A 25,630-nucleotide genomic window follows, 5' to 3' on the forward strand; every position below is an offset into this window, starting at 1 on the left:
GGCCCTTCACCAAGCAAGCAGGAATCACACCTATGGCAACTGAATCACTGCCCGTGCTCGCCATCCTCGGCGGCACCGGCGATCTGGGAACGGGCCTCGCCCGGCGCTGGGCACAGGCTGGCTACCGCGTCATTATCGGCTCGCGTACCCTGGACAAGGCAGAATCCGCTGCCAATGACCTGCGCGCGGTCATGGCCGAGCGCGGTGCAGCCGCGGTGAACGTCGAGGCCATGGAGAACCTGGCAGCTGCCGAAGCGGCTGACATTGTTGCCATTACCGTGCCCTTCAGCCACCAGAAAGCAACCCTGGAGCTGGTTGCCCCGGCCCTGCAGGGCAAGATCCTCATCGACGTCACGGTGCCGCTGGTGCCACCGCGGGTCGCGCGGGTACAGCTGCCGCCGGAAGGCAGCGCGGGTCAGATTGCCCAGGACCTGCTGGGCGAGGGTGTGGAGGTGGTGTCCGCGTTCCAGAACGTGGCCGCGGCGCACCTGCAGGATACCGGAGCCGTGGACTGCGACGTGCTGGTCTGCGGCAACAAGAAGGAGGCCCGGGCCGAAGTGATCAAGCTGGTCGAAGCGGCGGGCCTGCGCGGCTTTCACGCCGGCATGATCGCCAATGCGGCCGCCGCCGAGGCGCTGACCTCGGTGCTGATCACGATCAACAAGCAGTATAGCTGCCACGCCGGTATCCGCATTTCCGGCCTGGACAGCCATGAATGAGTGCACGCCTTGAACTGATTCCTCTGGAGAACTTTCCCGAGGTCGTTCCGGGCGCTGACCTGGCGGCTCTGATTGCCGCCAGTCTGGAAGCCAGTGCGCTGACCCTACAGGACGGTGATGTGCTGGTGCTGGCGCAGAAAATCGTCTCCAAGGCGGAGGGGCGCTATCGCCGTCTGGCCGAGGTGCAGCCGGGGCCCCGGGCGCTCGAACTGGCGCGCGCCGCGGACAAGGACCCACGCCTGGTGGAGCTCATTCTCAGTGAATCCCGGGAAGTACTGCGGGTGCGAGCCGGGGTGATTATTGTCGAGCACCGGTGCGGATACGTGCACGCCAATGCCGGCATCGATCGCTCCAACATCCGCAATGATCCCGATGACCCGCAGGTGCTGCTGTTGCCGGAGGACTGCGATGCCTCCGCCGCGGCGCTGCGCGAGGCGCTGGCGGAGCGCTGCGGCACCGCGCCGCAGATCATCATCAACGATAGCGCCGGTCGTGCCTGGCGCGTGGGCACCGTGGGCATCGCACTCGGTACCGCCGGCCTGGATCCGCTGTTCAATCAAATTGGCGGGCAGGATCGCTTCGGCAACCGCCTGGAAGTCACCGAGCCCGCCGTCGCCGACGAGCTCGCCAGTGCCGCGTCGCTGGTGATGGGGCAGGCGGCGGAGGGCCTGCCCGTGGTGCTGGTCCGCGGCGCCCGGCTGCGATCATCGAATCGTGATGCCCGGGCCCTGCTGCGGCCCCGCGAACAGGACATGTTCCGGTGAATTTACCGGCGGGCCCGGTGCTGGCGCTTTCCGGCGGTGTCGGTGGCGCCAAGCTGTGTCTGGGTCTGGATGACCTGCTGCCTGCCGGACAGTTGCACATTGCCTGCAATACCGCTGACGACTTCGGGCACCTGGGCCTGACCATCTGCCCCGATATCGACACTGTGCTGTATACCCTGGGGGGGGTCAGCAACCCGCATCAGGGCTGGGGCCTCGACGGGGAAAGCTGGCAGGTACTGGCCGCGCTGGAACAGCTGGGCGCGGACAGCTGGTTTCGCCTCGGCGATCGCGATCTGGCCACGCACCTGTGGCGTGCCGGTGAACTGGCGCGGGGTGCAAGCCTGTCTGCCGTTACGGCTGAACTGGGCCGGCGCCTGGAGGTGCAGGCGGCGGTGTATCCCATGAGTGATGACCCGGTGCGGACCGTGGTCCATACCGCCGAGGGTGACTTGCCGTTCCAGCACTATTTCGTGCGGGAACAGTGCCGGCCCCGGGTGCACGGTTTCAGCTTTGCCGGGCTCGACGCGGCTGTGCTGCAAGCCAACCTGGCCGACCTCTGTGCCTCGCGAACCCTGGCCGGGGTGATTATTTGTCCTTCCAACCCCTTTGTGAGCATTGATCCCATCCTGCAGCTGGACAGTTTCTGGCAGACCCTGCGAGAGTCGCAGGTGCCGGTGCTGGCAGTGGCGCCCATTGTCGCCGGCCAGGCGCTGAAGGGTCCGGCGGCAAAGATGATGGCGGAGCTGAACCTGCCGGTCACCGCGACCGGGGTGGCGGCGCATTACGCGGAGCACTATCCGGGCTTGATCGGGACATTTGTTGTAGACCACAGTGACGCTACACTGGTCCCGGCGATACAGAAGCTGGGCATGGAGGTGGAAGTGACAGTGACCATTATGCGCGAACGCGCCGACAAGCAGGCCCTCGCAGCGGCCTGCCTGGAGTTGTTGTGCCGATAGATTCCCGGACTACCGTACATGCGCTGGTGCCACTGAAACAGCTGACCGGAGCCAAGACCCGTCTGGCTGGTCTGCTCGACAGTGAGCAGCGCCGGACCCTGGCGCTGGCCATGGCCCGGGATGTGGTGGGGGTGCTGGCCGCCCACCCGGCCATCAGTACCATCACCCTGGTCTCGGACGAACCCGATGCCCGCGAGCTGACGGCGCCAGCGCCGGTGCGCCTGTGGTCCGAACAGGCCCTGCTGGCTGCAACCGAACTGGCCCCCGTGACCAGCAGCGGTCCGCTGCCATCGCTGAATGGCGTACTGGCGGCGGCCTGCGAGCGACTGCGTTGCGAGGATGCCAACGCGGCAGCGCTGGTGCTGGTGCTGCATGCGGACCTGCCCCTGCTTGCCAGCGCTGATATCGACGCCGCCCTGGCCTGTGCCGAAGCGCGCAGCGGGCTGGTTGTGGGGCGGGATGCCGCGGGGTCCGGTAGCAACCTGTTGCTGTTTCCCGCGATCACGCCACCGCGATTTGCCTTCGGGCCCGACAGCAGCAAGTTGCATCTGGCCTGGGCGGAAGCGCAGGGCCTGCCCGGCCGCAGCCTGCAGCGGCCCGGTATTGCCCGCGATATCGACACTCCCGCCGATCTCCTGCAGCTGCACCAGCAGGTGGCGACGCTGCCCGCCGGGCACACCCGGAGCTGGTTACACAATCTGGCCGCACCGCCCGGTCGCGCCCGGGCCCTGGCTCTCGCGGACTGCGAGGATACTCCCGCCCTGGTGGCCCTGGCGGGTCAGCTGCGCGATCTTGGCCACGGTAATGTTGTCACCTATTCCCGCAAGGTATTCATCCCCCTGACCCGGCTGTGCCGGGATGTCTGCCACTACTGCACCTTTGCCACCACGCCGAAAAAGGTCGAGTCGCCGTTCATGAGCGTGGACGAGGTTCTGGAGCTGTGCCGCCAGGGCGCGGAACTCGGCTGTCAGGAAGCCCTGCTGACCCTGGGCGAAAAGCCCGAGTTGCGCTACCGGGCCGCCCGCGAGGCGCTGGCGGCGATGGGCTTTGCCAGCACCCTGGAATACGTGGCGCATGTGGCCGGGCGCATCCTCGAGGAAACCGGTCTGTTGCCGCATATCAACGCCGGTTGCATGACTGCGGCAGAGGTCGCCTTCCTGCGTCCGGTCAGTGCCTCCATGGGCATCATGCTGGAGTCCGCTGCCGAGCGCCTGTGCGAAAAGGGCATGCCGCACCACGGTTCCCCGGACAAGGTGCCGGCGGAACGCCTGCGCACCCTCTCTCTGGCGGGAGAGGCAAAAGTGCCCTTCACGTCGGGTATCCTTATCGGCATCGGTGAAACCCGACGCGAGCGCATCGAATCCCTGCTGGCCCTGCGGGATTCGCATCAGGCTCACGGTCATCTGCAGGAAGTGATCGTGCAGAACTTCCGCGCCAAGCCCGGCACCCTGATGGCCCGGGCGCAGGAACCGGACCTGGAAGAGTTACTGTGGACCCTGGCGGTGACGCGGATCATCTTTGGCCCGGCGATGAGCATCCAGGCGCCCCCCAATCTCAGCCCCGGGGTGCTGCCACAGCTGCTGGCTGCGGGGATCAATGACTGGGGCGGCGTCTCGCCCCTGACGCCCGACCACGTCAATCCGGAAGCGCCCTGGCCGCACCTGGACCAGCTGGCGCGGGAAACGGCCGCAGCCGGCAAGTTCCTGGAGCAGCGTCTGACGGTTTACCCGGCCTATGCCAACACGCCGCAGACCTGGCTGGATCCCGCGGTGCGGCCCGCGGTACTGCGCCAGCAGGATGCCGCCGGCTTCGCCCGCCGGGATAGCTGGGTACCGGGGGAGGAGGCGCCCGTGCCCAGCGTGGAGGCGGCCCTGCTCAGCGAGCCGGTCAATGCCTTCGCCGTCGGTACGGACTTGCGCGCGATCGTCGAACGCTGCGAGAACGGCACTGCGCTTGCGGAAGCCGACCTGGAACGTCTGTTTGCCGCCCGTGGCCCCGAGTTCCGTTTCGTGGTTGACGCCGCGGACCGGCTGCGGCGCCAGCGCTGCGGTGACACCGTCAGCTACGCCATCAATCGCAACATCAACTACACCAACGTCTGTTACTTCAAGTGCCAGTTCTGTGCCTTCTCCAAGGGCAAGCACAGCGAGGCGCTGCGCGGGCGCCCCTATGACATCAGCGCCACCGAGATCGCCCGCCGCTGCCGCGAGGCGTGGCAGCGCGGCGCCACCGAAGTATGTATGCAGGGCGGGATCCACCCGAATTACACCGGCCAGACCTATCTGGATATTCTTGCCACCGTGCGTGCCGCCACCCCGGAGATGCACATCCACGCCTTTTCGCCGCTGGAAGTGTGGCAGGGGGCGGCGACCCTGGGCGTGTCCCTGGAGGATTTTCTGCGCCAGCTGCAGGCCGCCGGGCTCGACACCCTGCCCGGCACCGCCGCGGAAATCCTCGATGACGAGGTGCGCGCTACCCTGTGCCCGGACAAGCTCAACAGCGCCGAGTGGCTGCAGGTCATGGAGACCGCGCACCGTGTGGGCTTCCGTACCACCGCCACTATCATGTACGGCCATATCGAGCAGCCCCGGCACTGGGCCCGGCACCTGCTGGCAGTGCGCGAATTGCAGGCCCGCACCGGCGGCTTTACCGAGCTGGTGCCGCTGCCCTTCGTGCACATGGAGGCGCCGATGTTCCTGCGCGGGCGCGCCCGCCGCGGCCCCACCTTCCGCGAGGCGGTGCTGATGCACGCGGTGTCGCGATTGGTACTGCATGGCCATATCGACAATATCCAGACCAGCTGGGTGAAGATGGGCGCGGCCGGGGTGGATGTGTGCCTGAATGCCGGAGCCAACGACCTTGGCGGCACCCTGATGAACGAGAGTATCACCCGCGCCGCCGGCGCCGCCCACGGCCAGGAATGGGCGCCAGCGGTGATGGAACAGCGCATCCGCGCGCTCGGGCGTCAGCCGCGCCTGCGCACCACGCTCTATGCCGATGCCCCGGCCGAACGCCGTGCGGCTGCCAGTGCCGCGGCCGACCTGCTGCCCGTGGACAACGCCGATGCCGGCAAGCGCGCCCGCGACAAGCGCTTGCTGCTGGCCACGGACATCCCGCGACCCGTGCCCACGGAGCAGGTAGTGCTGATGGCGGCCTGCAACTGAGCATGTCGACGATACAGCTGGAGCCCAGCTGGCTGGCACCGCTGGCCGGCGAATTCCAGCAGCCCTACATGCGCGCGCTCAAGGACTTCCTGCAGCAGGAAAAACGCGACGGCGTCAGCGTGTTCCCCCCGGGGCCGGAAATATTCAATGCCTTTGAGCACACGCCGTTGCCGAAGGTGAAGGTGGTCATCCTCGGCCAGGACCCCTATCACGGCCCCGGCCAGGCCCACGGCCTGTGCTTCTCGGTGCGCCCCAGTGTCGCGATCCCGCCGTCCCTGAAGAATATCTACAAGGAAATCCAGCGCGACCTCGGTATTGGCCCTCCCGGCCACGGCAACCTGACCGCCTGGGCCGACAGGGGTGTGCTGCTGCTGAACAGCGTGCTGACGGTGGCCGCCAACAGTGCCGCTTCCCACCGGGGCAAGGGCTGGGAAACCTTCACCGACCGGGTGGTGGAAGTGGTGAACCGCGAACGTGAAAACGTGGTGTTCATGCTCTGGGGCAGCTATGCCCAGCGCAAGGGCGGGGTGATCGACCGCCAGCGCCACTGTGTGCTGAAAGCGCCGCATCCCTCACCCCTGAGTGCCCACCGCGGCTTTATTGGCTGCGGGCATTTCAGCGCTGCGAATGCGTATCTGCAGGCGCAGGGCCAGACGCCGATAGACTGGAGTCTGGCCTAGCCGAATGGCACGGGGTAGGGGAGTTCCAGCACCTGCACCGGCTGTTCGTCATCCGGTGCCAGGCGCAGGCCTTCCGCCGCCGCCGGCTGGGTGGTGGTGATCAATGCCAGCGTCCTGCCGTCTGCGGTGGTCGCGGCATTGACCACCTGCGCAGCGGCTTGTTCCCCGCCCTGCAGATACAGTGGTTCCCCGGCGCTGGCGGCACTACCCGCAGGCAACTGCACCAGCAGCATGCGGCGCTTGGCCTTGCCCCGGTAGTGCATGCGCGCGATGACTTCCTGACCCGGGTAGCAGCCCTTGCGGAAGTTGATGTGACCGCTGAGGTCGTAGTTGAGCTGCTGTGGCAGCAGTTCGCCGGTAGTCGCCGCAGTGATGCGGGCGATGCCGCGGCGCAGGTTCGCAGCCTCCCAGTCCGCCTCGCTGGCGGCCTCGAGAGTGGCCTCAAGCTGTTCCGGCAGCGCCGGCTGCCGGTCCCGGTTCACCCATGTCTCGAAGCATTCGTCGCTGCCGTCGAGTTGCAGCAGCAGTGCGTCAGCGTCTCCGGTCCAGGCCAGGTCTGCCGCTGGCAACGCCGCGAACAGTGGCTGCAGCAATGCGGTTGTGCCGGCGCCACGGCAGCCGAGCAGCTGCCACTCGTCACCCGCAGCTTGCAGGGTCACCCTGGAGAACAGGGCAAAACGCCCGAGCGCGGCGAGGGTGCTTTCCAGGATGTCCCGTCGCAGGCGCAGCAGAATCCTTTCGGGACCCAGTGCCAGGGCGATAAAGTCCGCCAGCACACGACCCTGGGGGTTGCAGAAGGTGCCGTAGCTGGCACGGCCGGATTCGAGTTGCTGTAGATCGCAGCTGGCCTGGTTGTGCAGAAAGGTCACGGCGTCGCGGCCGCTGACCTCCAGCAGGGCTTCCCGCTCGAGGCGGGTGACTGTGGCGCTGTTTGTTGACACGGTGACGACTGCTCCTCCGTTGCTCTGCATTGTTCGGCTATTGCACATTGTTGCCATCGGAAACGCTATAATAGCCGCTTTTGATGTTCCCGTACCGGGCTGGAGCTGCCATGCTGGAAACTGAAGAACACAATCGCATGCGCTGGGCCAGTCGCCGCGGCATGCTGGAGCTGGATCTGGTTCTGGAGCCTTTCGTCAACCAGCGTTTCCCGCAGCTGGATGCGGCAGACCGTGATCGCTACCGGCAGCTGATGCTCTGCGAGGATCAGGAGCTGTTCGGCTGGTTCCTGCGCCGCGAGGTCCCCGAGGACCCGGAGCTGGCCGCCATTGTCCACATCATACTCGCCTTCACTCGTCCTGACCTGGACTGACCATCGCCCGCGCCCGCTCTGGTGCGCGGTGTGCCTGCTGCTGCTGGTTGCGCTCGCCGAGATTGCCTGGCGCGGGTACGGTTTGTGGGCACTGCTCGGGCTGCTGGCCTGGATCCCGGTTGTCTGGTTCGGGTCGCCGCCGCCGCCAACCTCCCAATCCCTGCAACTGGAAGCCCGGGCCTGTGCGTTGCGGCAGGCACCCGAAGCCGTTCCTGTAGCGATAGATCTCCTTCCCGGCACGGTACTGCTACCCTGGGTGATGGTGCTGCACTGGCGGCCAACTGCTGGCCGTGGCCGGCGTTTCCTCTGGTTATGGGCCCGCGACCTGGGGGAGGACGGCTTCCGCGACCTGCGGCGCTGGTGGCTGGTATTCGGCCAGAAGAGCCGATGACAAGGCCTGAGTCTTGAGCCTGGCGGCACTGACAGCGCTGTTTCTCACCGCTTTCGGGGCGGCAACACTGCTTCCGCTCCAATCCGAAGCCGTTCTCGCTGGTCTGCTGCTTCAGGGTGAACATCCGGCCATCCTGCTCCTGGCTGTGGCCACTGCGGGGAATGCGCTGGGCGCCATCGTCAACTGGTGGCTGGGTCGCTATGTAGAGCACTGGCGGGACCGACGCTGGTTTCCCGTCAGCGGGTCTGCACTTGACCGGGCGCAGGAGAGATATCATCGTTATGGACGCTGGTCCCTGCTGTTGTCCTGGGCGCCGATTATCGGCGATCCCCTGACTGTAGTGGCGGGCGTGATGAGGGAGCCGTTCTGGAGCTTTCTGGCCCTGGTTGTCGCCGCCAAGGCGGGGCGGTATCTGGTGCTGGCGGCCGCGGTCCTTGCCCCGGAATGGTGCTGAGCCCACGCTGCCTTGCGCAGGTCAGGACACCTGTTTCCGAAGGTGGCATTGCATGAATACCATTGCCTCGAAGAAGTGGCTCCTGCGGCTGCCGCTGTTTGCCGGGTTGCTGGCCGGGTGCGGTGCGACAGTTCTGCCGCTTGTGGCCGAGCCGGGCTGCGCTGGGGCGCTGGCAGTTTGGCACCTCGGCGCGGGAGGCGGCAGGTGATGCTGATCTATCGAAATGTCTTTGAGCTGGTGCGGAACTCATGACCACAGTATTCAATAATGCCGGGGATCTTTTCAGCACGGAGGCGCTGGAAAATCCCTACCCGCTTTATACAACCATGCGCTCGCTGTCCCCGGTGTGCCAACTGGGTGGCACTCGTGCCTTCCTGGTTGGAACCCACGCGGCGGTGTCGGAAGTGGTCATGCGGCACGAGGCTTTTTCCGCCAACCTGGAGCGGATGCTGGTGCGTGGTGACGACGGCATGCCACAGATATTCGATCTGGCCGGTGCCGGTCATGCGAGCAATGTGCTTGCGACCGCGGACGAGCCGGACCATGCGGTGCACCGGCGCATGCTGGTGCAGCCGCTCAAGGCCGCCGCTATCGCCGCTCTGGAACCGCGGCTGCGTGCACTCGCCGCGGAGCGTGTGGATTCACTGCTGGCGACGGGTGGTGGCGACTGTTGCGCTGTCCTCGCCGAGCCCTTGCCCGCCTGGGTTGTGAGCCAGCTGCTGGGCCTGGGGGACGACGCGCTGGAGGTGGTGCGGCGCTGGGCGATGATGGGCGGGGATTTTCTTGCGGGCACGCTGGATGCCGAGCGCCTGGCGGTAGTGCTGACCGAGACCGGGCGCCAGCATGCCTACCTGGAGGCACAGCTTGATGCAGTGGCGGAGATGGGGGGAGATTCGCTGACGGCGGTGCTTGCCGGCGCTGTTGAGAGCGGGCTGATCACCCGGCGCCAGGCGGTGGGCATGCTGGTGATTTTGTTCGGCGCAGCGGGGGAATCCACTGCCAGCCTGCTGGGCTCGGCGGTACGCCTGTTGGCCGGCGCTCCCGAGTTGCAGCAGCGCCTGAGAGCCGCCCCCGGCCTGATCCCGGCATTTCTGGAAGAGGTCGTGCGGCTGGAGACCCCGTTTAAATTTCACTACCGTGTGGTGCGCCGGGAAACCCGTCTCTGCGGTATCCCCCTGTACCCGGATGATTTGTTACTGGTGAGTTGGGCCGCCGCCAACCGGGATCCGGAGCAGTGGCCCGACCCAGACCAGCTGCGCCTGGATCGGCCCGGGGCTGCGCGCCATCTTGGATTTGGTTATGGCATCCACTTTTGCATCGGTGCTCCGTTGGCCCGTCTGGAAGCTCGTGTTGCACTGGAGGAACTGTTGGCGCGCACCCGCAACTTCGCGCTGGATTCCGCCCGTCCCCCTGTGCACGTGCCGAGCCTGTTTGTGCGCCGGTTGCGGCATTTGCACCTGACGCTGTCCTGATCCCGGTTCCGCGTCGCCATCGTGGCGTCGTTCAGACCGGGTCGAGCACCACCACCGGAATCTGTCGCTCGGTCTTCGCCTGGTAGTCGGTGTAGGGCGCGTAGTAGTCCACCAGCAGCTGCCACAGACGCTCGCGCTCCTCGCCTTGGGCGACGCGAGCCCGAGCGCTGAACTTGTCGCTCGCCACCTGGACTTCGACGTTCGGATTGGCCTCCAGGTTCAGGTACCAGGCTGGATGTGCCGGTGCGCCACCCTTGGAGGCAATCACGCAGTAGCCGCCATCGCCGGTGGGCCGGTAGATCAGGGGCAGCGTCAATGCCTTGCCGGACTTGCGCCCGGTGGTGGTCAGCAGCAGTGTGGTCAGCATGCCTTCGCCGCCGCCCAGAGAGGCATCCCAGTAGTGGCCGGCCTCCGGATCGCGGCGGTAGAGTTCGATGTGCTCCCTGATCCAGTCGGGCAGAGAGGCGGGGATCTGTTCGCTCATGATGAGTGCTCCGGTTGCGGGGTGGCTCATCAGCATAGCGCGACTGGCCGTGGATACAAGCTGCCGCGCCCTCGGTTACCGCGATGCGGGGAACCGGGACGCGGGCTAGTGGCTGGGAACCAGCACGGTATCCAGCGCTTCCGGCAGCAGGTCGGGATAGTCGAGGGTGAAGTGCAGGCCGCGGCTTTCCTTGCGGGCCTGGGCGCAGCGGATCATCAACTCCGCCACCATGGCCAGGTTGCGCAATTCCAGTAGGTCGTTGCTGACCTTGTAATTGCTGTAGTACTCGTTGATTTCCGCCTGCAGCAGCTCGATCCGGTGCTCCGCCCGGGCCAGGCGCTTGTTGGTGCGGACGATGCCGACGTAGTCCCACATGAAGCGGCGCAGTTCGTCCCAGTTGTGGGAGATCACCACATCCTCGTCGGAGTCGGTGACCTGGCTTTCATCCCAGGGCGGCGCGGCTTGAGGCTGCGGGGCCCGGGCGATGGTCGCGGCGATAGCGGCGGCGGCGGATTCAGCATAGACAATACATTCCAGCAGGGAATTGCTGGCCATGCGGTTGGCGCCGTGCAGGCCGGTGCTGGAGGCCTCGCCGATCACGTACAGGCCATCCACATCACTGCGACCGGCCGTGTCCACCACCACGCCGCCACAGGTGTAGTGTGCAGCAGGTACAACCGGTATGGGCTCGCGCGCGATGTCTATGCCCAGCTCCAGGCAGCGGGCGCTGATGGTGGGGAAATGCTCCTCGAGGAATTCCCGCGATTTGTGGGAGATATCCAGATAGACAAAGTCGATGCCCAGGCGCTTCATCTCGTGGTCGATGGCGCGGGCCACGACATCTCGCGGCGCCAGTTCCCCCCGGGGGTCGAATTCGTCCATGAAGCGACTGCCATCGGGCAGCAGCAGCTTGCCGCCCTCACCGCGGATGGCCTCGGTGATCAGGAAGGATTTCGCCTTCGGGTGATACAGGCAGGTGGGGTGGAACTGGTTGAATTCCAGGTTGGCGACCCGGCAACCGGCGCGCCAGGCGATGGCGATACCGTCGCCGCTGGCGCCATCGGGGTTGCTGGTGTAGAGGTAGGCCTTGCTGGCGCCACCGGTGGCGAGCACCACCGCCCTGGCCTGGAACAGTTCCACCCGGTCGCTGCGCCGGTCGAAGATATAGGCACCTTCACAGCGCCCTTCGTGCAGGACCACATCCACCGCGACCCGATGCGGGAATACCTCGATATTGTCCGCCGCCAGTACCCGCTCGGTGAGCACCTCGGAAATTGCCCGGCCGGTCCGGTCCGCGGCGTGGATAATGCGGCGATGGCTGTGGCCCCCCTCCATGGCGAGGTGGAATTCCTGGGCGGCATCCGGCAGGTGATCAAAGTCCACGCCCTGCGCTACCAGCCACTCCACGCAGCTGCGACTGTTACTGACGGTGAAGCGTACCGCTTCCTCGTTGCAGAGTCCCGCGCCCGCCACCAGCGTATCGGCAACGTGTGATTCCACGGTGTCCTCTGAGTCCAGCACGGCTGCCATGCCGCCCTGCGCCCAGTAGGTGGAACCCTCGTTGAGGTCGCCCTTGGAGAGCAGGGCGATGCGCAGATGGGAGGGCAGGCGCAGGGCCGTACTGAGGCCTGCGGCACCGCTGCCGATGATAAGGACGTCGTGCTGAAATGAATTGCTGGACATGGGATTGGTGCTTGCTGCCTCTGGGTGGTGAAATATATTATGTGTCTCAATAACTTACGTAGCGTAAAGTACGGCAGGTCACCGGCACGGCGAGTATAAACGAGGTGCCCCGGATTAAGGAAATGCAGGATTGCGGAACTTTTGTGGTACCAGAACCTCATACAGGCAGCGTGGTATGGGTGTAACAGCCGCTGCGGCGGGCGTCAGCGCGGGCGGCCCCAGGGGGCTGTGGATCAAGCTGTCATGGATCAGGGAAGGAGTCGGGACATGACAGCTGCACCAACAGACCAGCAGCTCGTGGCCCGGGTGCAGAAGGGCGATTCCCGTGCTTTTGACATGCTGGTGTTGAAATACCAGCACAAGATACTCGGATTAATCAGCCGCTATGTGCACGATGATGAGGTTCAGGATGTCGCCCAGGAAGCCTTTATCAAGGCCTACCGCGCACTGCCGCGTTTTCGTGGGGACAGCGCTTTTTACACCTGGCTCTACCGGATTGCCATCAATACTGCCAAGAATCACCTGGTCGCACGCTCCCGGCGCCCGCCCGGCTCGGACGTCGAGATCGGCGATGCAGAGTATTTCGAAGGCGGCGGGGCGCTGCGTGAGATCGAGACTCCGGAGAGCGCGCTGTTCGGTGCCGAACTCAAGCAGGTCGTGGAGCGGGCGATAAAGGATTTGCCGGATGATTTGCGTACAGCGGTAACTTTGCGCGAGTTTGATGGTCTCAGTTATGAGGACATCGCCGAGATCATGGATTGTCCTGTTGGTACTGTTCGGTCGCGGATCTTTCGCGCCCGGGAGGCGATCGACAAGAAGGTGCGTGATCAGATTGACGGAGTGTAGTGTGAGCCAGCATAGCGGCAACAAAATCAGCAGAGTGGAACCGGCCATGGCAAAAATTCGCAGCAGCAGTGACTCGACCTTGATGACGCAAAGCGGAGGGCTGGCACCATGACTGAACAACTGCGTGAGTCACTCTCTGCCCTCATGGACGACGAGGCCAACGAACTCGAGCTGCAGCGACTGTTGAGTCAGCTGGCTGAGGACGACGCCCTGCGCCAGACCTGGGTTCGCTACAATCTGGCCCGGTCGGTCATCTCCGGACAGCCTGCGGGCCGCATCAATCTGGATATATCCAGGCAGGTCAGCGCCGCGATTGCCGCCGATCGACAGCCCGCAGCCGGTGCCTGGCAGCGTCTGGCCCGGCCGCTGGGCAGTCTTGCGGTCGCGGCATCGGTAATGGCAGTGGTAGTGCTGGGTGGTCAACAGCTTTACCAGGCGGCTGACCCCGGCGCTGGCACCGCGGCCCCGGTCGCGGCCTCTGGCGTTTCTGCGGTCGGCTTCGTCAATAGCCTCGGCGCGGTGCCCATGCGTGCCAGCTACGGCAACCAGGCTGTGCCTGAGCTTGAGCCCGCGGCGCGCACGGCCTACCGCGAATTGGCCCGGCAGCGCATGTACCTGTACATGCAGGAGCATGCCGAGCATGCAGCACTCAATTCCCCCCAGGGCCTGATTCCTTTCGCGCGCGTCCCCAACATCGAGGAGTGAGCTTACAGTGGTGATCACTGCGCGATCGCTGTTGCATTCCCTGGCTGTTTACGGTGTGCTGCTCGCCAGCCAGATTGCTGCGCCTCCGGCGTCAGCCATCACCTGCTCTGAAACCGACGCCGAGGCACTGGGCTGGCTCGCGAAAATGTCCCGCAGCTACCGCGAGGTGGCCTACCAGGGCGTGGTGACGTTCCAGCGTGGCGATGACCTGCAGGTGATGCAGATCGCGCGCTCGGTGGAATCCGGTCAGAGTCATGAGCTTCTTACCCGGCTTACCGGCCAGGGAGCCCGGGTCGTGCGCGCTGGTCACCCCCTCGATTGCACTCATCCCGGCCAGCAGCTGTTGCAGCTGGGCGATCGGGCGCCAGCCACGGGATGCGGCATTGCAGAGTACTATCGGTTTCAGGTGGGCGCAGGCGATCGCATCGCCGGACGCCAGGCGGTGAGGGTCGGGATCCAGCCCCGCGACATGTACCGGCATGGCTACGTGCTGGAACTGGACCGCGAAACCGGCTTGCTCCTGCGTATCAGTACCCTCGGTCGCGGCGATAAGGTCCTCGAGCGCTTCCAGTTTGCCGATCTTCACTACGGCGAGCCCCTGTCACCGCAGCAGGATGTGGCAACTGTCCATCCCGCTCGTCATCCACATCCCGACCAGGTCGATGAGGGGCCGTCCGTCAGTGCGCCCTGGGTGGTAAGCTGGCTGCCCCGCGGCTTTGTTCCGACCGACTCCGCCGCCGAGGCAAGTATCCGCCGTACCTACACCGATGGCCTCGCAGTCTTTTCCGTGTTCCTCGAGCAGTTGCCCCGCGCCATGCGGCCGGGCGAGGGTGTCGCCCGGGAGGGCAGTACCACCTCCTATTCCCGGGGCATGAATCTTGCCGAACAGCCCGTGCTGGTCACGGTGGTTGGCGAGGTGCCGGTGAACACCGCACGCATGGTCGCGGACTCGGTCAGGATGGTGCGCTGATGCCCACGGAGACCGGTCGCATTGTCGCCATAGAGTCTGACAGTCTGTGGGTCGAGACCATCCGCAAGAGTACTTGCGGCGCCTGTTCGGCGCAAAAAGGCTGTGGCCATGGGCTCCTGAACCGGATCCGCGACGGTCAACGCGGCCTGGTCCGGGTCCTGCCCGGGACATTTTCCCTGGCGGACTGTCGGATCAATGACGAGGTCAGTATCAGCCTGCCCGACGAGGTGATCCTGCGCGGCTCACTCATCGTCTATATGTTGCCGTTGTTGGCGATGCTGGCCGGAGCTGCCGCCGGCAGTCACTGGCTGCCCTGGTCGCAGGACCTGGCGGCGGTGGCGGGTGCAGCTGTGGGCTTTGCCGGTGGTGTCGCGCTGGTGCGCTGGCATGCCTGGCACCACCGGGACGACGCCCGCCTGCAGCCTGTTCTGGCGGCTTCACCGGGGGGGCAACAGCAGCTGCTGCACTCGTCGCCGTCGCTCTCACCGTAACTTTTTCACAACACCTGAAATGGATTGATTGCATGATTTCACGCAGAACCTTGTCGACACTGTTTTTCCTCTGCCTGACGCTGGCAGCTCCCGGGCTGGCGGCGCAGTCGCTGCCGGACTTTCGCGAAATCGTGAAGTCGGGGTCACCGGCGGTCGTGAAGATCGTGGTTCAGCATCCTCCCGGGCGCAGCGCCAGCAATCCTCATGACATGGAAGAAATTCCGGAATACCTGCGCCGCTTCTTCGAGTTCCGCGGCCAGCAGCCGCAGCCGCCCCAGCAGCGCCAGCGCATGTCCATGGGCTCCGGCTTCTTCATCTCGGCCGATGGCTACCTGGTGACCAACAATCATGTCGTCGAAGGTGCCGAGAACGTTCTGGTGCGGATGATTGACCGCCGCGAGTTCGAGGCGGAAGTGGTGGGGACCGACCCGCGTTCGGATCTGGCGTTGCTGCGGGTAGAGGCCAGTTCGCTGCCCTATTTGCGCCTCGAAGCCAGTGACGAGCTGGAAGTCGGGGAGTGGGTGGTGGCCATCGGCTCTCCCTTTGGTCTCGACTACTCGGTAACCGCGGGGATCGTCAGTGCGATGGGCCGCAGCCTGCCCACTGAGCAGGGTGAAAACTACGTGCCCTTTGTCCAGACCGATGTCGCCATCAACCCGGGCAATTCGGGTGGTCCGCTGTTCAACCTCAATGGAGAGGTGGTGGGGGTCAATTCCCAGATATTTACCCGCAGTGGAGGCTCTATCGGCCTGTCCTTTGCGATCCCCGCCAGTGTGGTGCGCAACGTTGTGGCCCAGCTCAAGGAAAGCGGGCGCGTTACCCGCGGCTGGCTGGGTGTAACCATTCAGGATGTCGACAAGACCCTGGCGGAATCCTTCGGCCTCGACCGGCCCCAGGGGGCACTCATCGCGCAACTGGCCGGGGATGGTCCCGCCGCCAGGGCGGGCCTGGAGGCGGGGGATGTGATCCTGCGCTTTGACGGCAAGGATATTCCCACGTCGGCCGAGTTGCCCCACGTGGTCGGCCTGACCGCTCCGGATACCACGGTGCCGGTGGAGATCATGCGGGACCACAAGCGCAAGACCGTGCGGGTCAAGGTTGGTGGCCTGGACGCGGACGACAGCTACGCCCTGAGCAGCGACCGGGCCGGCGAGGATCGCGGCGGTCGCCTGGGATTGGTGGTGGAAGAGGCCGGCCCCGAGGCTCTGGAGCGCTTCGGCATCAGCGGCGGTGTGCTGGTGCGGCAGGTGTCCCCGGGTTCGGTGGCGGCAGAGTCCGGCGTCCTGCCGGGCGATGTCATCACCATGCTCGGTTCCACCCCGGTCAAGGATGTGGCGTCGTTCGAGCGTGCGGTGTCGCGCCTGGAGGCCGGTGACTCTGTCCCCCTGCGCCTGATTCGTCGCGGCGCACCGCTGTTTATCGGTCTCAAGCTCCGCGACTGAGTTCGCCCGCCGGTCCAGTGCCGCTGTCGTCTGCGCCTGCGCGGCGCGGCATGGCGGTGGCCGGGGCATTGGGGTACAATCGCGCGTCCTTTCGCCAGCACCTTTTTACCCCAGCCGAGCCCAGTTGAGTGAGTGATCTAAGCCACATCCGCAATTTTTCGATTATCGCGCACATTGACCACGGCAAATCGACCCTCGCGGACCGCTTTATCCAGCACTGCGGTGGCCTGAGTCAGCGGGAGATGGCGGAGCAGGTGCTCGATTCCATGGATATCGAGCGCGAGCGCGGCATTACCATCAAGGCCCAGAGCGTCACCCTCAACTATACGGCGCGCAGCGGCAAGGTCTACCAGCTCAACTTCATCGACACCCCCGGCCACGTCGACTTTTCCTATGAAGTGTCGCGCTCCCTGTCCGCCTGCGAGGGCGCCCTGCTGGTGGTCGATGCCGGCCAGGGTGTGGAGGCCCAGTCCGTAGCCAACTGCTACACGGCCATTGAGCAGGGCCTGGAAGTACTGCCGATACTCAACAAGATGGATCTGCCGCAGGCTGACCCGGACAAGGTCAAGCTGGAAATCGAAGAGATCATTGGTATCGACGCGACCGAGGCCTGCCTGGTCAGCGCCAAGTCGGGGATGGGTATAGAGGATGCGCTGGAGTACCTGGTGGAAAACATTCCACCACCGGAGGGTGACATCAACGCTCCCCTGCAGGCCCTGATCATTGACTCCTGGTTCGACAACTACCTCGGCGTGGTGTCGCTGGTGCGCGTCAAGCAGGGAGTGCTGCGCAAGCGCGAGAAGATCATTACCAAATCCACCGGCCGGGTACACCAGATTGACGCGGTTGGCATTTTTACCCCCAAGCGGCTGGAGACCGGCGAACTCAAGGCCGGTGAGGTGGGCTTTGTGGTGGCCGGTATCAAGGATATTCACGGTGCCCCGGTCGGGGATACCCTGGTCAATGCCCAGCACCCGGAGGTGCCATCACTGCCCGGATTCAAGCAGGTCAAACCGCAGGTCTATGCGGGAATATTTACCATCTCTACCGATGATTACGAGGATTTCCGCGACGCTCTGTCCAAGCTGACACTCAACGACGCCTCCCTGTTTTACGAGCCCGAGACCTCGGATGCGCTCGGTTTCGGCTTCCGCTGTGGCTTCCTCGGCATGCTGCACATGGAGATCATCCAGGAGCGGCTGGAGCGGGAATACGATCTCGACCTCATCACTACCGCCCCCACGGTTGTCTACGAGGTGGTAAAAAAGAACGGCGAGGTCATTTACGTCGACAGTCCCTCGAAACTGCCCGACCCGGGCGAAATCGAAGAGATGCGTGAGCCCATCGCGCGCTGCAATATCCTGGTTCCCCAGGAGCACCTGGGGAACGTGATCACCCTCTGCGTGGAAAAGCGCGGCCTGCAAAAGGACATGCTGTTTCTGGGCAGCCAGGTCTCGGTGGTCTACGATATTCCCCTGGCGGAAGTGGTGCTCGATTTCTTTGACCGGCTGAAGTCAGTCAGCCGCGGTTACGCTTCCCTGGACTACAGTTTTGACCGCTTCGAGCCCGCCAACCTGGCGCGACTGGATGTGTTGATCAATGGCGAACGGGTGGATGCGCTGGCGGTGATTGTACATCGCGACCACACCATGCACCGGGGACGGGTACTCACCGAGAAGATGAAGGAACTGATCCCGCGGCAGATGTTCGATGTCGCGATTCAGGCAGCGGTCGGTGGCAAGGTTGTGGCCCGCCAGACCGTGAAAGCGCTGCGCAAGAATGTGACAGCGAAGTGCTATGGCGGTGACGCATCGCGCAAGAAGAAGCTGCTGGAGAAACAGAAGGCAGGCAAGAAACGCATGAAGCAGGTCGGCAATGTGGAAATTCCCCAGTCGGCCTTCCTCGCGGTGCTGAAAGTGGATGGATAGCCCGATATGACGATAGATTTTCCTCTGGTTCTGGTAGTGCTGGTATTTGGCAGTGGCGGTATCTGGCTGTTCGATACCCTGTTCATGGCGCCGCGCCGACGGCGGACCCGGCAGGCCCTGCAGGTGGCGCATCCGCAGTGGTCCGATGAGGGCAGCAAGGATGCGGCCGCCTACGAGGCCAAAGTGCGCACCACTGCGTCCGAGCCAGTCCTGGTGGAATACTCGCGGTCGTTCTTCCCAGTGCTGTTCGTGGTGTTCGTGCTGCGCTCGTTCCTGGTGGAGCCGTTCCAGATTCCCTCGTCCTCCATGGTCCCCACCCTCGAAGTCGGCGATTACATCCTGGTCAACAAGTTCACCTACGGTATCCGCTTGCCTGTCGTGCGGACCAAGGTCATGAACATCAACGAGCCCCGGCGCGGTGACGTCATGGTGTTCTTCCCGCCGCACATGAATGACACCTATTACATCAAGCGTGTGATCGGTCTGCCCGGGGACACGGTCAGCTATCGCAACAAGCGCCTGTTCGTGAATGGTGAGCCAGTGCCCACCGAGTCGCTGACCGTGGTGCCGGACGGGCAGGCACGGGTGGAGGTGGGTCTTGAGATCCTGGGCGACCAGCCGCACCTGATGCAGGACGACCAGACGCGACCGGGGCGGGATTTTTCCCTGGTGGTGGAGCCGGGCCACTATTTCATGATGGGCGACAACCGCGACAATAGCAGTGACAGCAGGGTATGGGGCCTGGTGCCGGAAAGGGATATAGTAGGCAAGGCCTTCGCGATCTGGATGCATTGGGATTCGCTGTTCAGTATCCCCAGCTTCAGTCGCGCCGGCACGATAAAATGAGTCCACAGATAGCGTGCGGGGTAAACAATATGAAGTTGCGGCAACAGCAGTCCGGCATGTCCTTCCCGGGGATGCTCGCCATTGCGATCATGGTCGGGTTCTTCGTCATGTGTGGCCTGAAAATGGCTCCCAGCTACTTCGAGTACTTCACCATCCGCGATGTCGTCACCAGGGTTGCCGCCGAGCATGACCCTGCCACGGATACCATCGCCGACATCCGTCGCAAGCTCGCCAATCTTTTCAATACCAACCAGATCTATGGCCTCAAGCCCAGTGAGGTCGAGGTGTTCCGCAAGGATGGCAAAACCTATATCGATGCCAGCCACGAGGCGCGCATTCCGCTGTTCGGCAAGATTGATGTGGTCATCCGCTTCGATGATCTGGAAAGGGAAGCTGGCGTCCGCCAAGCCCCCTGATGCCGCATGGATAAGCTTCGCCGCCTGCAGCAATTGCTGGGCCATGAGTTCAGTGATCCTGGCCTTTTGCAGCTGGCCCTGACCCATCGCAGTGCGTCCGGCAACAACAACGAACGGCTTGAGTTTCTCGGCGATTCCATTGTCAATCATGTGATTGCGGAGTCCCTCTACCAGCAGTTTCCCAAGGCCCGGGAGGGAGACCTCAGCCGCATGCGGGCGACTCTGGTCAAGGGCGACACACTGGCGGAAATAGGGCGCGAGTTGGGCCTGGGCGAGTTTGTTCGCCTGGGGCAGGGTGAGCGCAAGAGCGGCGGCCATCGTCGGGCGTCCATCCTCGCGGATGTTCTCGAAGCCATTGCCGGGGCTATCCTGCTGGACAGTGGCACCGATCGCTGCCGGGAGTGCCTGTTGCGCTGGTTTCACGGCCGGCTCGAAGGCCTGGAGATGGGCGCTGCGGGCAAGGATGCCAAGACCAGGCTGCAGGAGTACCTGCAGGGCCGCGGTCGGCCCCTGCCGGCCTACGAATTGCTCGCCGTTGACGGCGAAGATCATCAACAGGTGTTTCGCATCCTGTGTCGCGTCATGCAACCCGAACGGACTTTCGAGGGTGGCGGTGGCAGCCGCCAGAAGGCGGAACAGGCGGCCGCCGAGGCGGCACTGGAGGCACTAACCCATGGCCAATGAGACAAATACCATCCAGCGCTGCGGTTATGTCGCCATCGTTGGTCGACCCAATGTCGGCAAGTCGACGTTGCTGAACCACCTGTTGGGCCAGAAGATCAGCATTACCTCGCGCAAGCCCCAGACTACCCGCCATCAGGTACTGGGGATCAAAACCGAGGCCGGCTGCCAGTTCATTTTTGTCGATACCCCGGGCCTGCATCGCGCTGAGCCGAGGGCCATAAACCGTTACATGAACCGCGCCGCCAGCAGCGCCATACGCGATGTCGACGTCATTGTGATGGTGGTGGATCGCACCGCCTGGACCGACGAGGATGACATGGTCCTGCAGCGTGTGGCCCAGGCGGCTGTGCCGACCCTGCTGGTGGTGAACAAGGTGGACCTGCTGGAAGACAAGACCGTACTGTTGCCGCAGCTGCAGCAGCTGGCCGAGCGGGCACCTTTTGCCACCATTATTCCGCTCTCGGCCCTGCGCGGCCAGAACCTGGACGCGCTGGAAAAGGAGATTCGCCAGCGCCTGCCGGAGGCCGGCCATTTTTTCCCCGAGGACCAGATTACCGACCGCAGCCAGCGCTTCCTGGCGGCGGAGATAGTGCGCGAGAAGATCATGCGCCAGCTCGGTGACGAGCTGCCCTATGCGGTGACAGTGGAAATCGAGGAGTTCAAGCAGGAGGAGGCCATCCTCAATATCTCCGCCCTCATCCTGGTCGAGCGCGATGGCCAGAAGCGTATCCTGATTGGCGAGGGCGGCAGTCGCCTGCGCTCTATCGGCACCGATGCACGCCGCGACATGGAAAGGCTGTTCGAAAGCAAGATCATGCTGCGGCTCTGGGTCAAGGTGAAATCGGGCTGGTCGGATGACGAACGGGCCCTGCGCAGCCTCGGTTACGATGATCGCTGAGTGCGAGCGAGCCTCTCATGCGCGTAAATCTCCAGCCCGCCTATCTGCTTCACAGTCGCCCCTGGCGCGACACCAGCCTGCTGTTGGAACTGTTTACCGCTGAGCACGGCCGCCTGAGTCTGGTGGGAAAGGGCGCCCGCCGGCGCAGTCGCGGCGGTACCCAGGCTGCCCTGCTGCAACCGTTTCGTCCCCTGCTGGTGAGCTTTGCGGGGCGCGCGGAAATGAAGCAGCTGGTGGCGGTCGAGGCCGCAGGCAGCGCCCCCCGGTTACAGGCAGAGCGCCTTTTCACTGGTCTCTACCTCAATGAACTGCTGGTGCGCCTGCTGCAGCGCCAGGATCCCCAGCCACAGCTGTTTGCCCGTTACGGTGACACCCTCCAGCAACTGGCGGCCGACGCTGCTGGCGATGCCTGCCTGCGCCGGTTCGAATTCTGCCTTCTGGAAGCCCTGGGCTACCATTTCGATCCTGCAGTCGACGGGTACAGCGGAAAACCGGTGACGCCGGAAGGCTGGTATCAATACCAGACGGAGTTCGGACTGGTCGCCTGCGCACGGCATGCGCACACTCCGGCGGTGCTGTTCTCGGGACGGGACCTGCTGGCGATCGCCGCCGGGCACTACGATGGCGAGCAGGCCAGCGCGGCCAAGCGCCTGCTGCGTCAGGCCCTGGCCGGGCACCTCGGTGAGCGGCCGCTGGCCAGCCGGGAACTGTTCCGTCAGTTTCGCGACCGGAGCCAGCAGCAGTGATCGCCCTGGGTACGGATATTCTCGAGGTGGTCCGGGTCGAAGCCGTAGTGGCCCGGCTGGGAGACAAGTTCGTGCGACGCATCCTGACGCTGGCGGAACAGGGCGAATACGCCGCCAGCCAGCAGCCGGTACGCCTGCTCGCCAAACGCTTTGCCGCGAAGGAGGCGATCGCCAAGGCCCTGGGCACGGGCATCGGGCGCGGCGTCAGCTGGCAGGATATCGAGGTGCGCCACGATGTCCATGGCGCCCCCCTGGTACATTTGTCCGGCGGTGCCGCGGAAGTCCTGAAACGTCGCGGTGGCACCGCCATGCTATTGTCGCTGGCCGATGAACAGGCGTATGTGGTGGCCTTTGCGGCCCTGAAATGATCGGTGCATGCCCGCGCCGGTGAAAGTCGATATACTGCCCCGCCCGGCGGGTAACGGTGAATTATGTCCGAATATCCAACGATTGAAGCCTGCATTGGCAATACCCCCCTGGTGCGCCTGCAGCGTCTGCCTGGCAACACCTCGAACACGCTGCTTGCCAAGCTGGAGGGCAACAACCCTGCCGGCTCGGTAAAGGACCGCCCGGCACTGAGCATGATTGCGGAAGCGGAGCTGCGGGGCGATATCCGTCCGGGTGACACCCTGATTGAAGCCACCAGTGGCAACACCGGCATCGCCCTGGCGATGGCCGCTGCCATCCGCGGCTACCGTCTGATCCTGATCATGCCCGCGCACATGAGTGCCGAGCGGAAACAGGCCATGTCCGCCTATGGTGCAGAACTGGTAGAGGTGACCCAGGCCGAGGGGATGGAGGGTGCCCGCGACCTGGCGCTGCAAATGCAGAGCGAGGGCAAGGGCCGGGTGCTGGACCAGTTTGGCAATCCCGACAATCCGCTGGCGCACTTCCGCGGGACGGGACCGGAAATCTGGCGCCAGACCAGGGGTACGATTACCCATTTTGTCGCGTCCATGGGCACGACCGGGACAATCATGGGGGTGTCGGCCTACCTCAAGCAGCAGAACCCCGATATCCAGATTGTCGGCCTGCAGCCTGTGGAGGGCTCCAGTATCCCCGGCATCCGGCGCTGGCCTCCCGCCTACCTGCCGGCGATTTTCGACGCCGCCCGGGTTGATCGGGTCATTGATATTTCCCAGGCCGAATCCGAACACCACATGCGCCTGATGGCGCGGGAGGAGGGTATCTTCTGCGGTGTTTCCTCCGGCGGTGCGATTGCCGCCTCGATCAAGCTGTCGAAAGAGGTCAGCAATGCGGTGATCGTCGCTATTGTCTGCGATCGCGGTGATCGCTATTTGTCCACGGGCGTCTTCGCCAGCCCCTGAGCGGAGCCCAACGATGGTCCGAGTACGGGAACAATCGCATCTCACGGCTTCCGGCGAGATAGATCTGGAGCGTTGGCTGCAGCAGCTGCCGCTGGCGCACCGGCTGGATGAGCAGGAGCTGTTGTTGAGCGCCTGTGTACTGGCGCGGGAGGCCGGCTCCCTGCCGGGCCGCGATGTGCCCGACTGGGCGCGGGAGTCGGACTGCTTTGTCACCGGGCTTGATATCGCCCAGATCCTGTCAGAGCTGCACGTCGGCACCGAATGCCTGGTCGCCGGCATTCTCTATCGCGCGGTGCGCGAAGAGCGGCTGCAACTGGACACAGTGGGTGAGCGCTTCGGGCCGGGGGTGCGCAACCTGATCGGTGGTGTGCTGCGCATGGCTGCCATAAGCGATCTCAAAACCCAGGTGGATTCTCCGGTGCTGGGCCAGGCGCACGGCCAGAAAGACAACATTCGCAAAATGCTGGTTGCCCTGGTGGACGACGTGCGGGTCGCGCTGATCAAGCTGGCGGAGCGGACCTGCGCCATTCGCGCGGTCAAGAACGATGAGGAGCGACGCTGGCCCATCGCCCGCGAGGTGTTCGATGTCTATGCGCCGCTCGCGCACCGGCTCGGGATCGGACACCTGAAATGGGAACTGGAAGACCTGTCCTTCCGCTATATCTACAGCGACGCCTATCGCAAGATCGCACGGCTGCTGGATGGCAAGCGCCTGGAGCGGGACCGCTTCATTGCGCGTGTGACCGGGGAGCTGACCCGGGTGCTGGAGCAGGCGGGGCTGCAGTTCAACATCAGTGGCCGGGCGAAACATATTTACAGCATCTGGCGGAAAATGCAGCGCAAGGGCATCGGTTTTTCCCAGGTTTACGATATCCGAGCGGTGCGCATTCTGGTGCCTGAGATCAAGGACTGTTATGCGACCCTGGGACTGGTGCACGGCTTGTGGCGCAATATACCCAATGAGTTTGATGACTACATAGCCAATCCCAAGGAAAACGGCTATCGCTCATTGCACACAGCGGTCATCGGGCCCGAGGGCAAGATTCTCGAAGTGCAGATACGCACCAGCCAGATGCACGAGGAGGCCGAGCTGGGGGTTTGCGCACACTGGCGCTACAAGGGTTCTGATTCCAGTGGCGGCATGGCCAGCAGCTATGAAGAGAAAATCGCCTGGTTGCGGCAGGTGCTCGACTGGCACGAAGAGACCGGCGACAGCGGGGATGTGGCGGAGCAGTTCAGTTTCGATCTCGCCCAGGATCGGGTCTACGTGTTTACGCCCAATGGCGATGTGGTGAATCTCGCCCAGGGCGCCACCCCGCTTGATTTTGCCTACCATGTGCATACGGAAGTGGGACACCACTGTCGCGGCGCCAAGGTCAATGGCGTGATCGTGCCCCTCACCTACAGCCTGAAGACCGGTGAACGAGTGGAAATCCTGACCAGCAAGCAGGGCAGCCCCAGGCGCGACTGGCTGCAGTCCGGGCTCGGCTTCCTGCGCACCTCCCGGGCCAGGGCCAAGGTGCAGCAGTGGTTCAAGGCGCAGGCCCGTGAAGACAACATCGACGCCGGCCGGCACCTGCTGGAGCGGGAGTTTCGCCGTCTCGCACTCACCAGCGTCGACTACCGGCGAGTGGCGGACAAGGTCAATATGGCCACCGTGGAGGACATGTTCGCGGCGGTCGGTGCCGGTGACCTGAGTTCGGCCACCGTGCTCAACGCGGCCCAGTCCCTGGTGGAAAAGCGCCCCGAGCCGCAGCTGCAGGTAGCGAGGCCCGGCAGCGGCCCGGTTTCCCGCAGCCAGATCAAGGTGCAGGGTGTTGGCAACCTGCTGACCCACATGGCTGGCTGCTGCAAGCCGCTGCCCGGTGATGCCATCGTCGGCTTCATTACCCAGATCCGCGGTGTCAGTATTCATCGCAGCGACTGCGCGCGCCTGCTGAAATTGCAGGAGACGTCGCCGGAGCGCGTGATTGAAGTGGCCTGGGGGGAATCGCCGCGGGAAAATTATGAAGTGGATGTCGCCATCGAAGCCTATGACCGCCAGGGCCTGCTGCGCGATATCACCGGGCTGTTCGCCAATGCGCGGATCAACGTGCTGGCAATCAATACACAGACCAACAAGAAAAGGCATACAGCCACCATGCGCCTGACGGTGGAAGTGCCTGATCTGGGCGCACTGTCGAAACTGCTGGAGCGAATCGATCGCCTGAGCAACGTGATTTCCGTTGCCCGGGTGTCTGAATAGGGG

Annotated in this window: 27 protein-coding genes; 24 read left to right on the forward strand and 3 right to left on the reverse strand. The window is 64.3% G+C overall.

Annotated elements, in window-relative coordinates; translation table 11 throughout:
• Window positions 1–32: 32 nt before the first annotated feature.
• The 5 genes from npdG to ung are packed head-to-tail and all read left to right on the forward strand — an operon-like array spanning window position 33 to window position 6,286.
• Window positions 33–719: an NADPH-dependent F420 reductase gene (gene npdG, locus RLO07_RS08650; RefSeq protein WP_462291740.1), complete on the forward strand. Its 687-nt coding sequence runs from the start codon at window positions 33–35 to the stop codon at window positions 717–719.
• Window positions 716–1,483, forward strand: a complete 768-nt coding sequence (cofE, locus tag RLO07_RS08655; protein ID WP_462291741.1) for a coenzyme F420-0:L-glutamate ligase — start codon at window positions 716–718, stop codon at window positions 1,481–1,483. The genes npdG and cofE overlap by 4 nt, the downstream gene beginning before the upstream one ends.
• Window positions 1,480–2,442 carry a 2-phospho-L-lactate transferase gene (locus tag RLO07_RS08660; RefSeq protein WP_462291742.1) on the forward strand — a complete coding sequence of 321 codons (963 nt, stop codon included), beginning with the start codon at window positions 1,480–1,482 and terminating at the stop codon, window positions 2,440–2,442. Before cofE ends, RLO07_RS08660 begins: the two co-directional genes overlap by 4 nt.
• Window positions 2,433–5,606: a 5-amino-6-(D-ribitylamino)uracil--L-tyrosine 4-hydroxyphenyl transferase CofH gene (gene cofH / locus RLO07_RS08665; protein ID WP_462291743.1), complete on the forward strand. Its 3,174-nt coding sequence runs from the start codon at window positions 2,433–2,435 to the stop codon at window positions 5,604–5,606. The genes RLO07_RS08660 and cofH overlap by 10 nt, the downstream gene beginning before the upstream one ends.
• 2 nt (window positions 5,607–5,608) lie before the next feature.
• A complete protein-coding gene (gene ung, locus RLO07_RS08670; protein ID WP_462291744.1) occupies window positions 5,609–6,286 on the forward strand; it encodes a uracil-DNA glycosylase in 678 nt (225 codons plus the stop codon).
• Here ung and ygfZ read toward each other — a convergent pair.
• The gene (gene ygfZ / locus RLO07_RS08675; RefSeq protein ID WP_462291745.1) at window positions 6,283–7,227 is read right to left on the reverse strand and encodes a CAF17-like 4Fe-4S cluster assembly/insertion protein YgfZ; all 945 of its coding nucleotides are present in this window, start codon (window positions 7,225–7,227) and stop codon (window positions 6,283–6,285) included. The genes ung and ygfZ overlap by 4 nt on opposite strands.
• A 110-nt stretch (window positions 7,228–7,337) precedes the next feature.
• Between ygfZ and RLO07_RS08680 the strand changes: the two genes are divergently transcribed.
• Genes RLO07_RS08680 through RLO07_RS08700 form a run of 5 tightly spaced genes read left to right on the forward strand, consistent with a single transcriptional unit; the run spans window position 7,338 to window position 9,915 of the window.
• Entirely contained in the window at window positions 7,338–7,598 is a 261-nt protein-coding gene (locus RLO07_RS08680; RefSeq protein WP_462291746.1) for an FAD assembly factor SdhE, read from the forward strand.
• Window positions 7,555–7,989: a hypothetical protein gene (locus RLO07_RS08685; RefSeq protein ID WP_462291747.1), complete on the forward strand. Its 435-nt coding sequence runs from the start codon at window positions 7,555–7,557 to the stop codon at window positions 7,987–7,989. The genes RLO07_RS08680 and RLO07_RS08685 overlap by 44 nt, the downstream gene beginning before the upstream one ends.
• Window positions 7,990–8,002: 13 nt before the next feature.
• The gene (locus RLO07_RS08690; RefSeq protein ID WP_462291748.1) at window positions 8,003–8,443 is read left to right on the forward strand and encodes a YqaA family protein; all 441 of its coding nucleotides are present in this window, start codon (window positions 8,003–8,005) and stop codon (window positions 8,441–8,443) included.
• Window positions 8,444–8,495: 52 nt separating this feature from the next.
• Window positions 8,496–8,651, forward strand: a complete 156-nt coding sequence (locus RLO07_RS08695; protein WP_462291749.1) for a hypothetical protein — start codon at window positions 8,496–8,498, stop codon at window positions 8,649–8,651.
• 40 nt (window positions 8,652–8,691) lie between these two features.
• On the forward strand, window positions 8,692–9,915 hold the full coding sequence (locus RLO07_RS08700; protein ID WP_462291750.1) for a cytochrome P450: 1,224 nt from the start codon (window positions 8,692–8,694) through the stop codon (window positions 9,913–9,915).
• A gap of 31 nt (window positions 9,916–9,946) precedes the next feature.
• On the opposite strand, the gene RLO07_RS08705 is transcribed toward RLO07_RS08700, so the two are convergent.
• Complete coding sequence (locus RLO07_RS08705; protein WP_462291751.1) at window positions 9,947–10,399, reverse strand: nitroreductase family deazaflavin-dependent oxidoreductase; 453 nt, start codon at window positions 10,397–10,399, stop codon at window positions 9,947–9,949.
• Between the two features lie 105 nt (window positions 10,400–10,504).
• Window positions 10,505–12,082, reverse strand: a complete 1,578-nt coding sequence (nadB, locus tag RLO07_RS08710) for an L-aspartate oxidase (protein ID WP_462291752.1) — start codon at window positions 12,080–12,082, stop codon at window positions 10,505–10,507.
• A 267-nt stretch (window positions 12,083–12,349) separates the two neighbouring features.
• Between nadB and rpoE the strand changes: the two genes are divergently transcribed.
• The 14 genes from rpoE to relA all read left to right on the forward strand — a co-directional run bounded on the left by rpoE (window position 12,350) and on the right by relA (window position 25,627).
• A complete protein-coding gene (rpoE, locus tag RLO07_RS08715) occupies window positions 12,350–12,928 on the forward strand; it encodes an RNA polymerase sigma factor RpoE (RefSeq protein ID WP_462291753.1) in 579 nt (192 codons plus the stop codon).
• A gap of 108 nt (window positions 12,929–13,036) precedes the next feature.
• Window positions 13,037–13,633, forward strand: a complete 597-nt coding sequence (locus tag RLO07_RS08720; RefSeq protein WP_462291754.1) for a sigma-E factor negative regulatory protein — start codon at window positions 13,037–13,039, stop codon at window positions 13,631–13,633.
• Between the two features lie 10 nt (window positions 13,634–13,643).
• Window positions 13,644–14,603, forward strand: a complete 960-nt coding sequence (locus RLO07_RS08725) for a MucB/RseB C-terminal domain-containing protein (RefSeq protein WP_462291755.1) — start codon at window positions 13,644–13,646, stop codon at window positions 14,601–14,603.
• Window positions 14,603–15,094: a SoxR reducing system RseC family protein gene (locus RLO07_RS08730; protein WP_462291756.1), complete on the forward strand. Its 492-nt coding sequence runs from the start codon at window positions 14,603–14,605 to the stop codon at window positions 15,092–15,094. The genes RLO07_RS08725 and RLO07_RS08730 overlap by 1 nt, the downstream gene beginning before the upstream one ends.
• Before the next feature lie 32 nt (window positions 15,095–15,126).
• Window positions 15,127–16,536, forward strand: coding sequence for a Do family serine endopeptidase (locus RLO07_RS08735; RefSeq protein ID WP_462291757.1), 1,410 nt, complete (start codon window positions 15,127–15,129; stop codon window positions 16,534–16,536).
• A gap of 128 nt (window positions 16,537–16,664) precedes the next feature.
• Entirely contained in the window at window positions 16,665–18,464 is a 1,800-nt protein-coding gene (gene lepA, locus RLO07_RS08740) for a translation elongation factor 4 (RefSeq protein ID WP_462291758.1), read from the forward strand.
• 6 nt (window positions 18,465–18,470) lie between these two features.
• A complete protein-coding gene (gene lepB, locus RLO07_RS08745; RefSeq protein ID WP_462291759.1) occupies window positions 18,471–19,310 on the forward strand; it encodes a signal peptidase I in 840 nt (279 codons plus the stop codon).
• 29 nt (window positions 19,311–19,339) lie between these two features.
• On the forward strand, window positions 19,340–19,726 hold the full coding sequence (locus tag RLO07_RS08750) for a DUF4845 domain-containing protein (protein ID WP_462291760.1): 387 nt from the start codon (window positions 19,340–19,342) through the stop codon (window positions 19,724–19,726).
• Window positions 19,727–19,732: 6 nt separating this feature from the next.
• A complete protein-coding gene (gene rnc / locus RLO07_RS08755) occupies window positions 19,733–20,410 on the forward strand; it encodes a ribonuclease III (RefSeq protein ID WP_462291761.1) in 678 nt (225 codons plus the stop codon).
• Window positions 20,400–21,308, forward strand: coding sequence for a GTPase Era (gene era / locus RLO07_RS08760; RefSeq protein ID WP_462291762.1), 909 nt, complete (start codon window positions 20,400–20,402; stop codon window positions 21,306–21,308). The genes rnc and era overlap by 11 nt, the downstream gene beginning before the upstream one ends.
• Window positions 21,309–21,325: 17 nt before the next feature.
• Entirely contained in the window at window positions 21,326–22,054 is a 729-nt protein-coding gene (gene recO, locus RLO07_RS08765; RefSeq protein WP_462291763.1) for a DNA repair protein RecO, read from the forward strand.
• A complete protein-coding gene (acpS, locus tag RLO07_RS08770) occupies window positions 22,051–22,422 on the forward strand; it encodes a holo-ACP synthase (protein ID WP_462291764.1) in 372 nt (123 codons plus the stop codon). Before recO ends, acpS begins: the two co-directional genes overlap by 4 nt.
• Window positions 22,423–22,485: 63 nt before the next feature.
• Window positions 22,486–23,382: a cysteine synthase CysM gene (gene cysM / locus RLO07_RS08775; RefSeq protein ID WP_462291765.1), complete on the forward strand. Its 897-nt coding sequence runs from the start codon at window positions 22,486–22,488 to the stop codon at window positions 23,380–23,382.
• A 13-nt stretch (window positions 23,383–23,395) separates the two neighbouring features.
• Window positions 23,396–25,627, forward strand: a complete 2,232-nt coding sequence (relA, locus tag RLO07_RS08780; protein WP_462291766.1) for a GTP diphosphokinase — start codon at window positions 23,396–23,398, stop codon at window positions 25,625–25,627.
• Window positions 25,628–25,630 lie beyond the last annotated feature (3 nt).

Origin of the sequence: Haliea sp., assembly GCF_040221975.1 — a bacterium.
Lineage (GTDB): Bacteria > Pseudomonadota > Gammaproteobacteria > Pseudomonadales > Halieaceae > Haliea.

What these genes read in the sequence shown, in the direction of transcription:
- RLO07_RS08720 (WP_462291754.1), top strand. Translation starts at nt 13,037, where the DNA reads ATGACTGAACAACTGCGTGAGTCACTCTCTGCCCTCATGGACGACGAG.
- cofE (WP_462291741.1), top strand. Translation starts at nt 716, where the DNA reads ATGAGTGCACGCCTTGAACTGATTCCTCTGGAGAACTTTCCCGAGGTC.
- lepB (WP_462291759.1), top strand. Translation starts at nt 18,471, where the DNA reads ATGACGATAGATTTTCCTCTGGTTCTGGTAGTGCTGGTATTTGGCAGT.
- RLO07_RS08735 (WP_462291757.1), top strand. Translation starts at nt 15,127, where the DNA reads ATGATTTCACGCAGAACCTTGTCGACACTGTTTTTCCTCTGCCTGACG.
- ung (WP_462291744.1), top strand. Translation starts at nt 5,609, where the DNA reads ATGTCGACGATACAGCTGGAGCCCAGCTGGCTGGCACCGCTGGCCGGC.
- RLO07_RS08750 (WP_462291760.1), top strand. Translation starts at nt 19,340, where the DNA reads ATGAAGTTGCGGCAACAGCAGTCCGGCATGTCCTTCCCGGGGATGCTC.
- cysM (WP_462291765.1), top strand. Translation starts at nt 22,486, where the DNA reads ATGTCCGAATATCCAACGATTGAAGCCTGCATTGGCAATACCCCCCTG.
- RLO07_RS08730 (WP_462291756.1), top strand. Translation starts at nt 14,603, where the DNA reads ATGCCCACGGAGACCGGTCGCATTGTCGCCATAGAGTCTGACAGTCTG.
- RLO07_RS08700 (WP_462291750.1), top strand. Translation starts at nt 8,692, where the DNA reads ATGACCACAGTATTCAATAATGCCGGGGATCTTTTCAGCACGGAGGCG.
- era (WP_462291762.1), top strand. Translation starts at nt 20,400, where the DNA reads ATGGCCAATGAGACAAATACCATCCAGCGCTGCGGTTATGTCGCCATC.
- nadB (WP_462291752.1), bottom strand. Translation starts at nt 12,082, where the DNA reads ATGTCCAGCAATTCATTTCAGCACGACGTCCTTATCATCGGCAGCGGT.
- RLO07_RS08695 (WP_462291749.1), top strand. Translation starts at nt 8,496, where the DNA reads ATGAATACCATTGCCTCGAAGAAGTGGCTCCTGCGGCTGCCGCTGTTT.
- rnc (WP_462291761.1), top strand. Translation starts at nt 19,733, where the DNA reads ATGGATAAGCTTCGCCGCCTGCAGCAATTGCTGGGCCATGAGTTCAGT.
- recO (WP_462291763.1), top strand. Translation starts at nt 21,326, where the DNA reads ATGCGCGTAAATCTCCAGCCCGCCTATCTGCTTCACAGTCGCCCCTGG.
- RLO07_RS08680 (WP_462291746.1), top strand. Translation starts at nt 7,338, where the DNA reads ATGCTGGAAACTGAAGAACACAATCGCATGCGCTGGGCCAGTCGCCGC.
- npdG (WP_462291740.1), top strand. Translation starts at nt 33, where the DNA reads ATGGCAACTGAATCACTGCCCGTGCTCGCCATCCTCGGCGGCACCGGC.
- relA (WP_462291766.1), top strand. Translation starts at nt 23,396, where the DNA reads ATGGTCCGAGTACGGGAACAATCGCATCTCACGGCTTCCGGCGAGATA.
- RLO07_RS08705 (WP_462291751.1), bottom strand. Translation starts at nt 10,399, where the DNA reads ATGAGCGAACAGATCCCCGCCTCTCTGCCCGACTGGATCAGGGAGCAC.
- rpoE (WP_462291753.1), top strand. Translation starts at nt 12,350, where the DNA reads ATGACAGCTGCACCAACAGACCAGCAGCTCGTGGCCCGGGTGCAGAAG.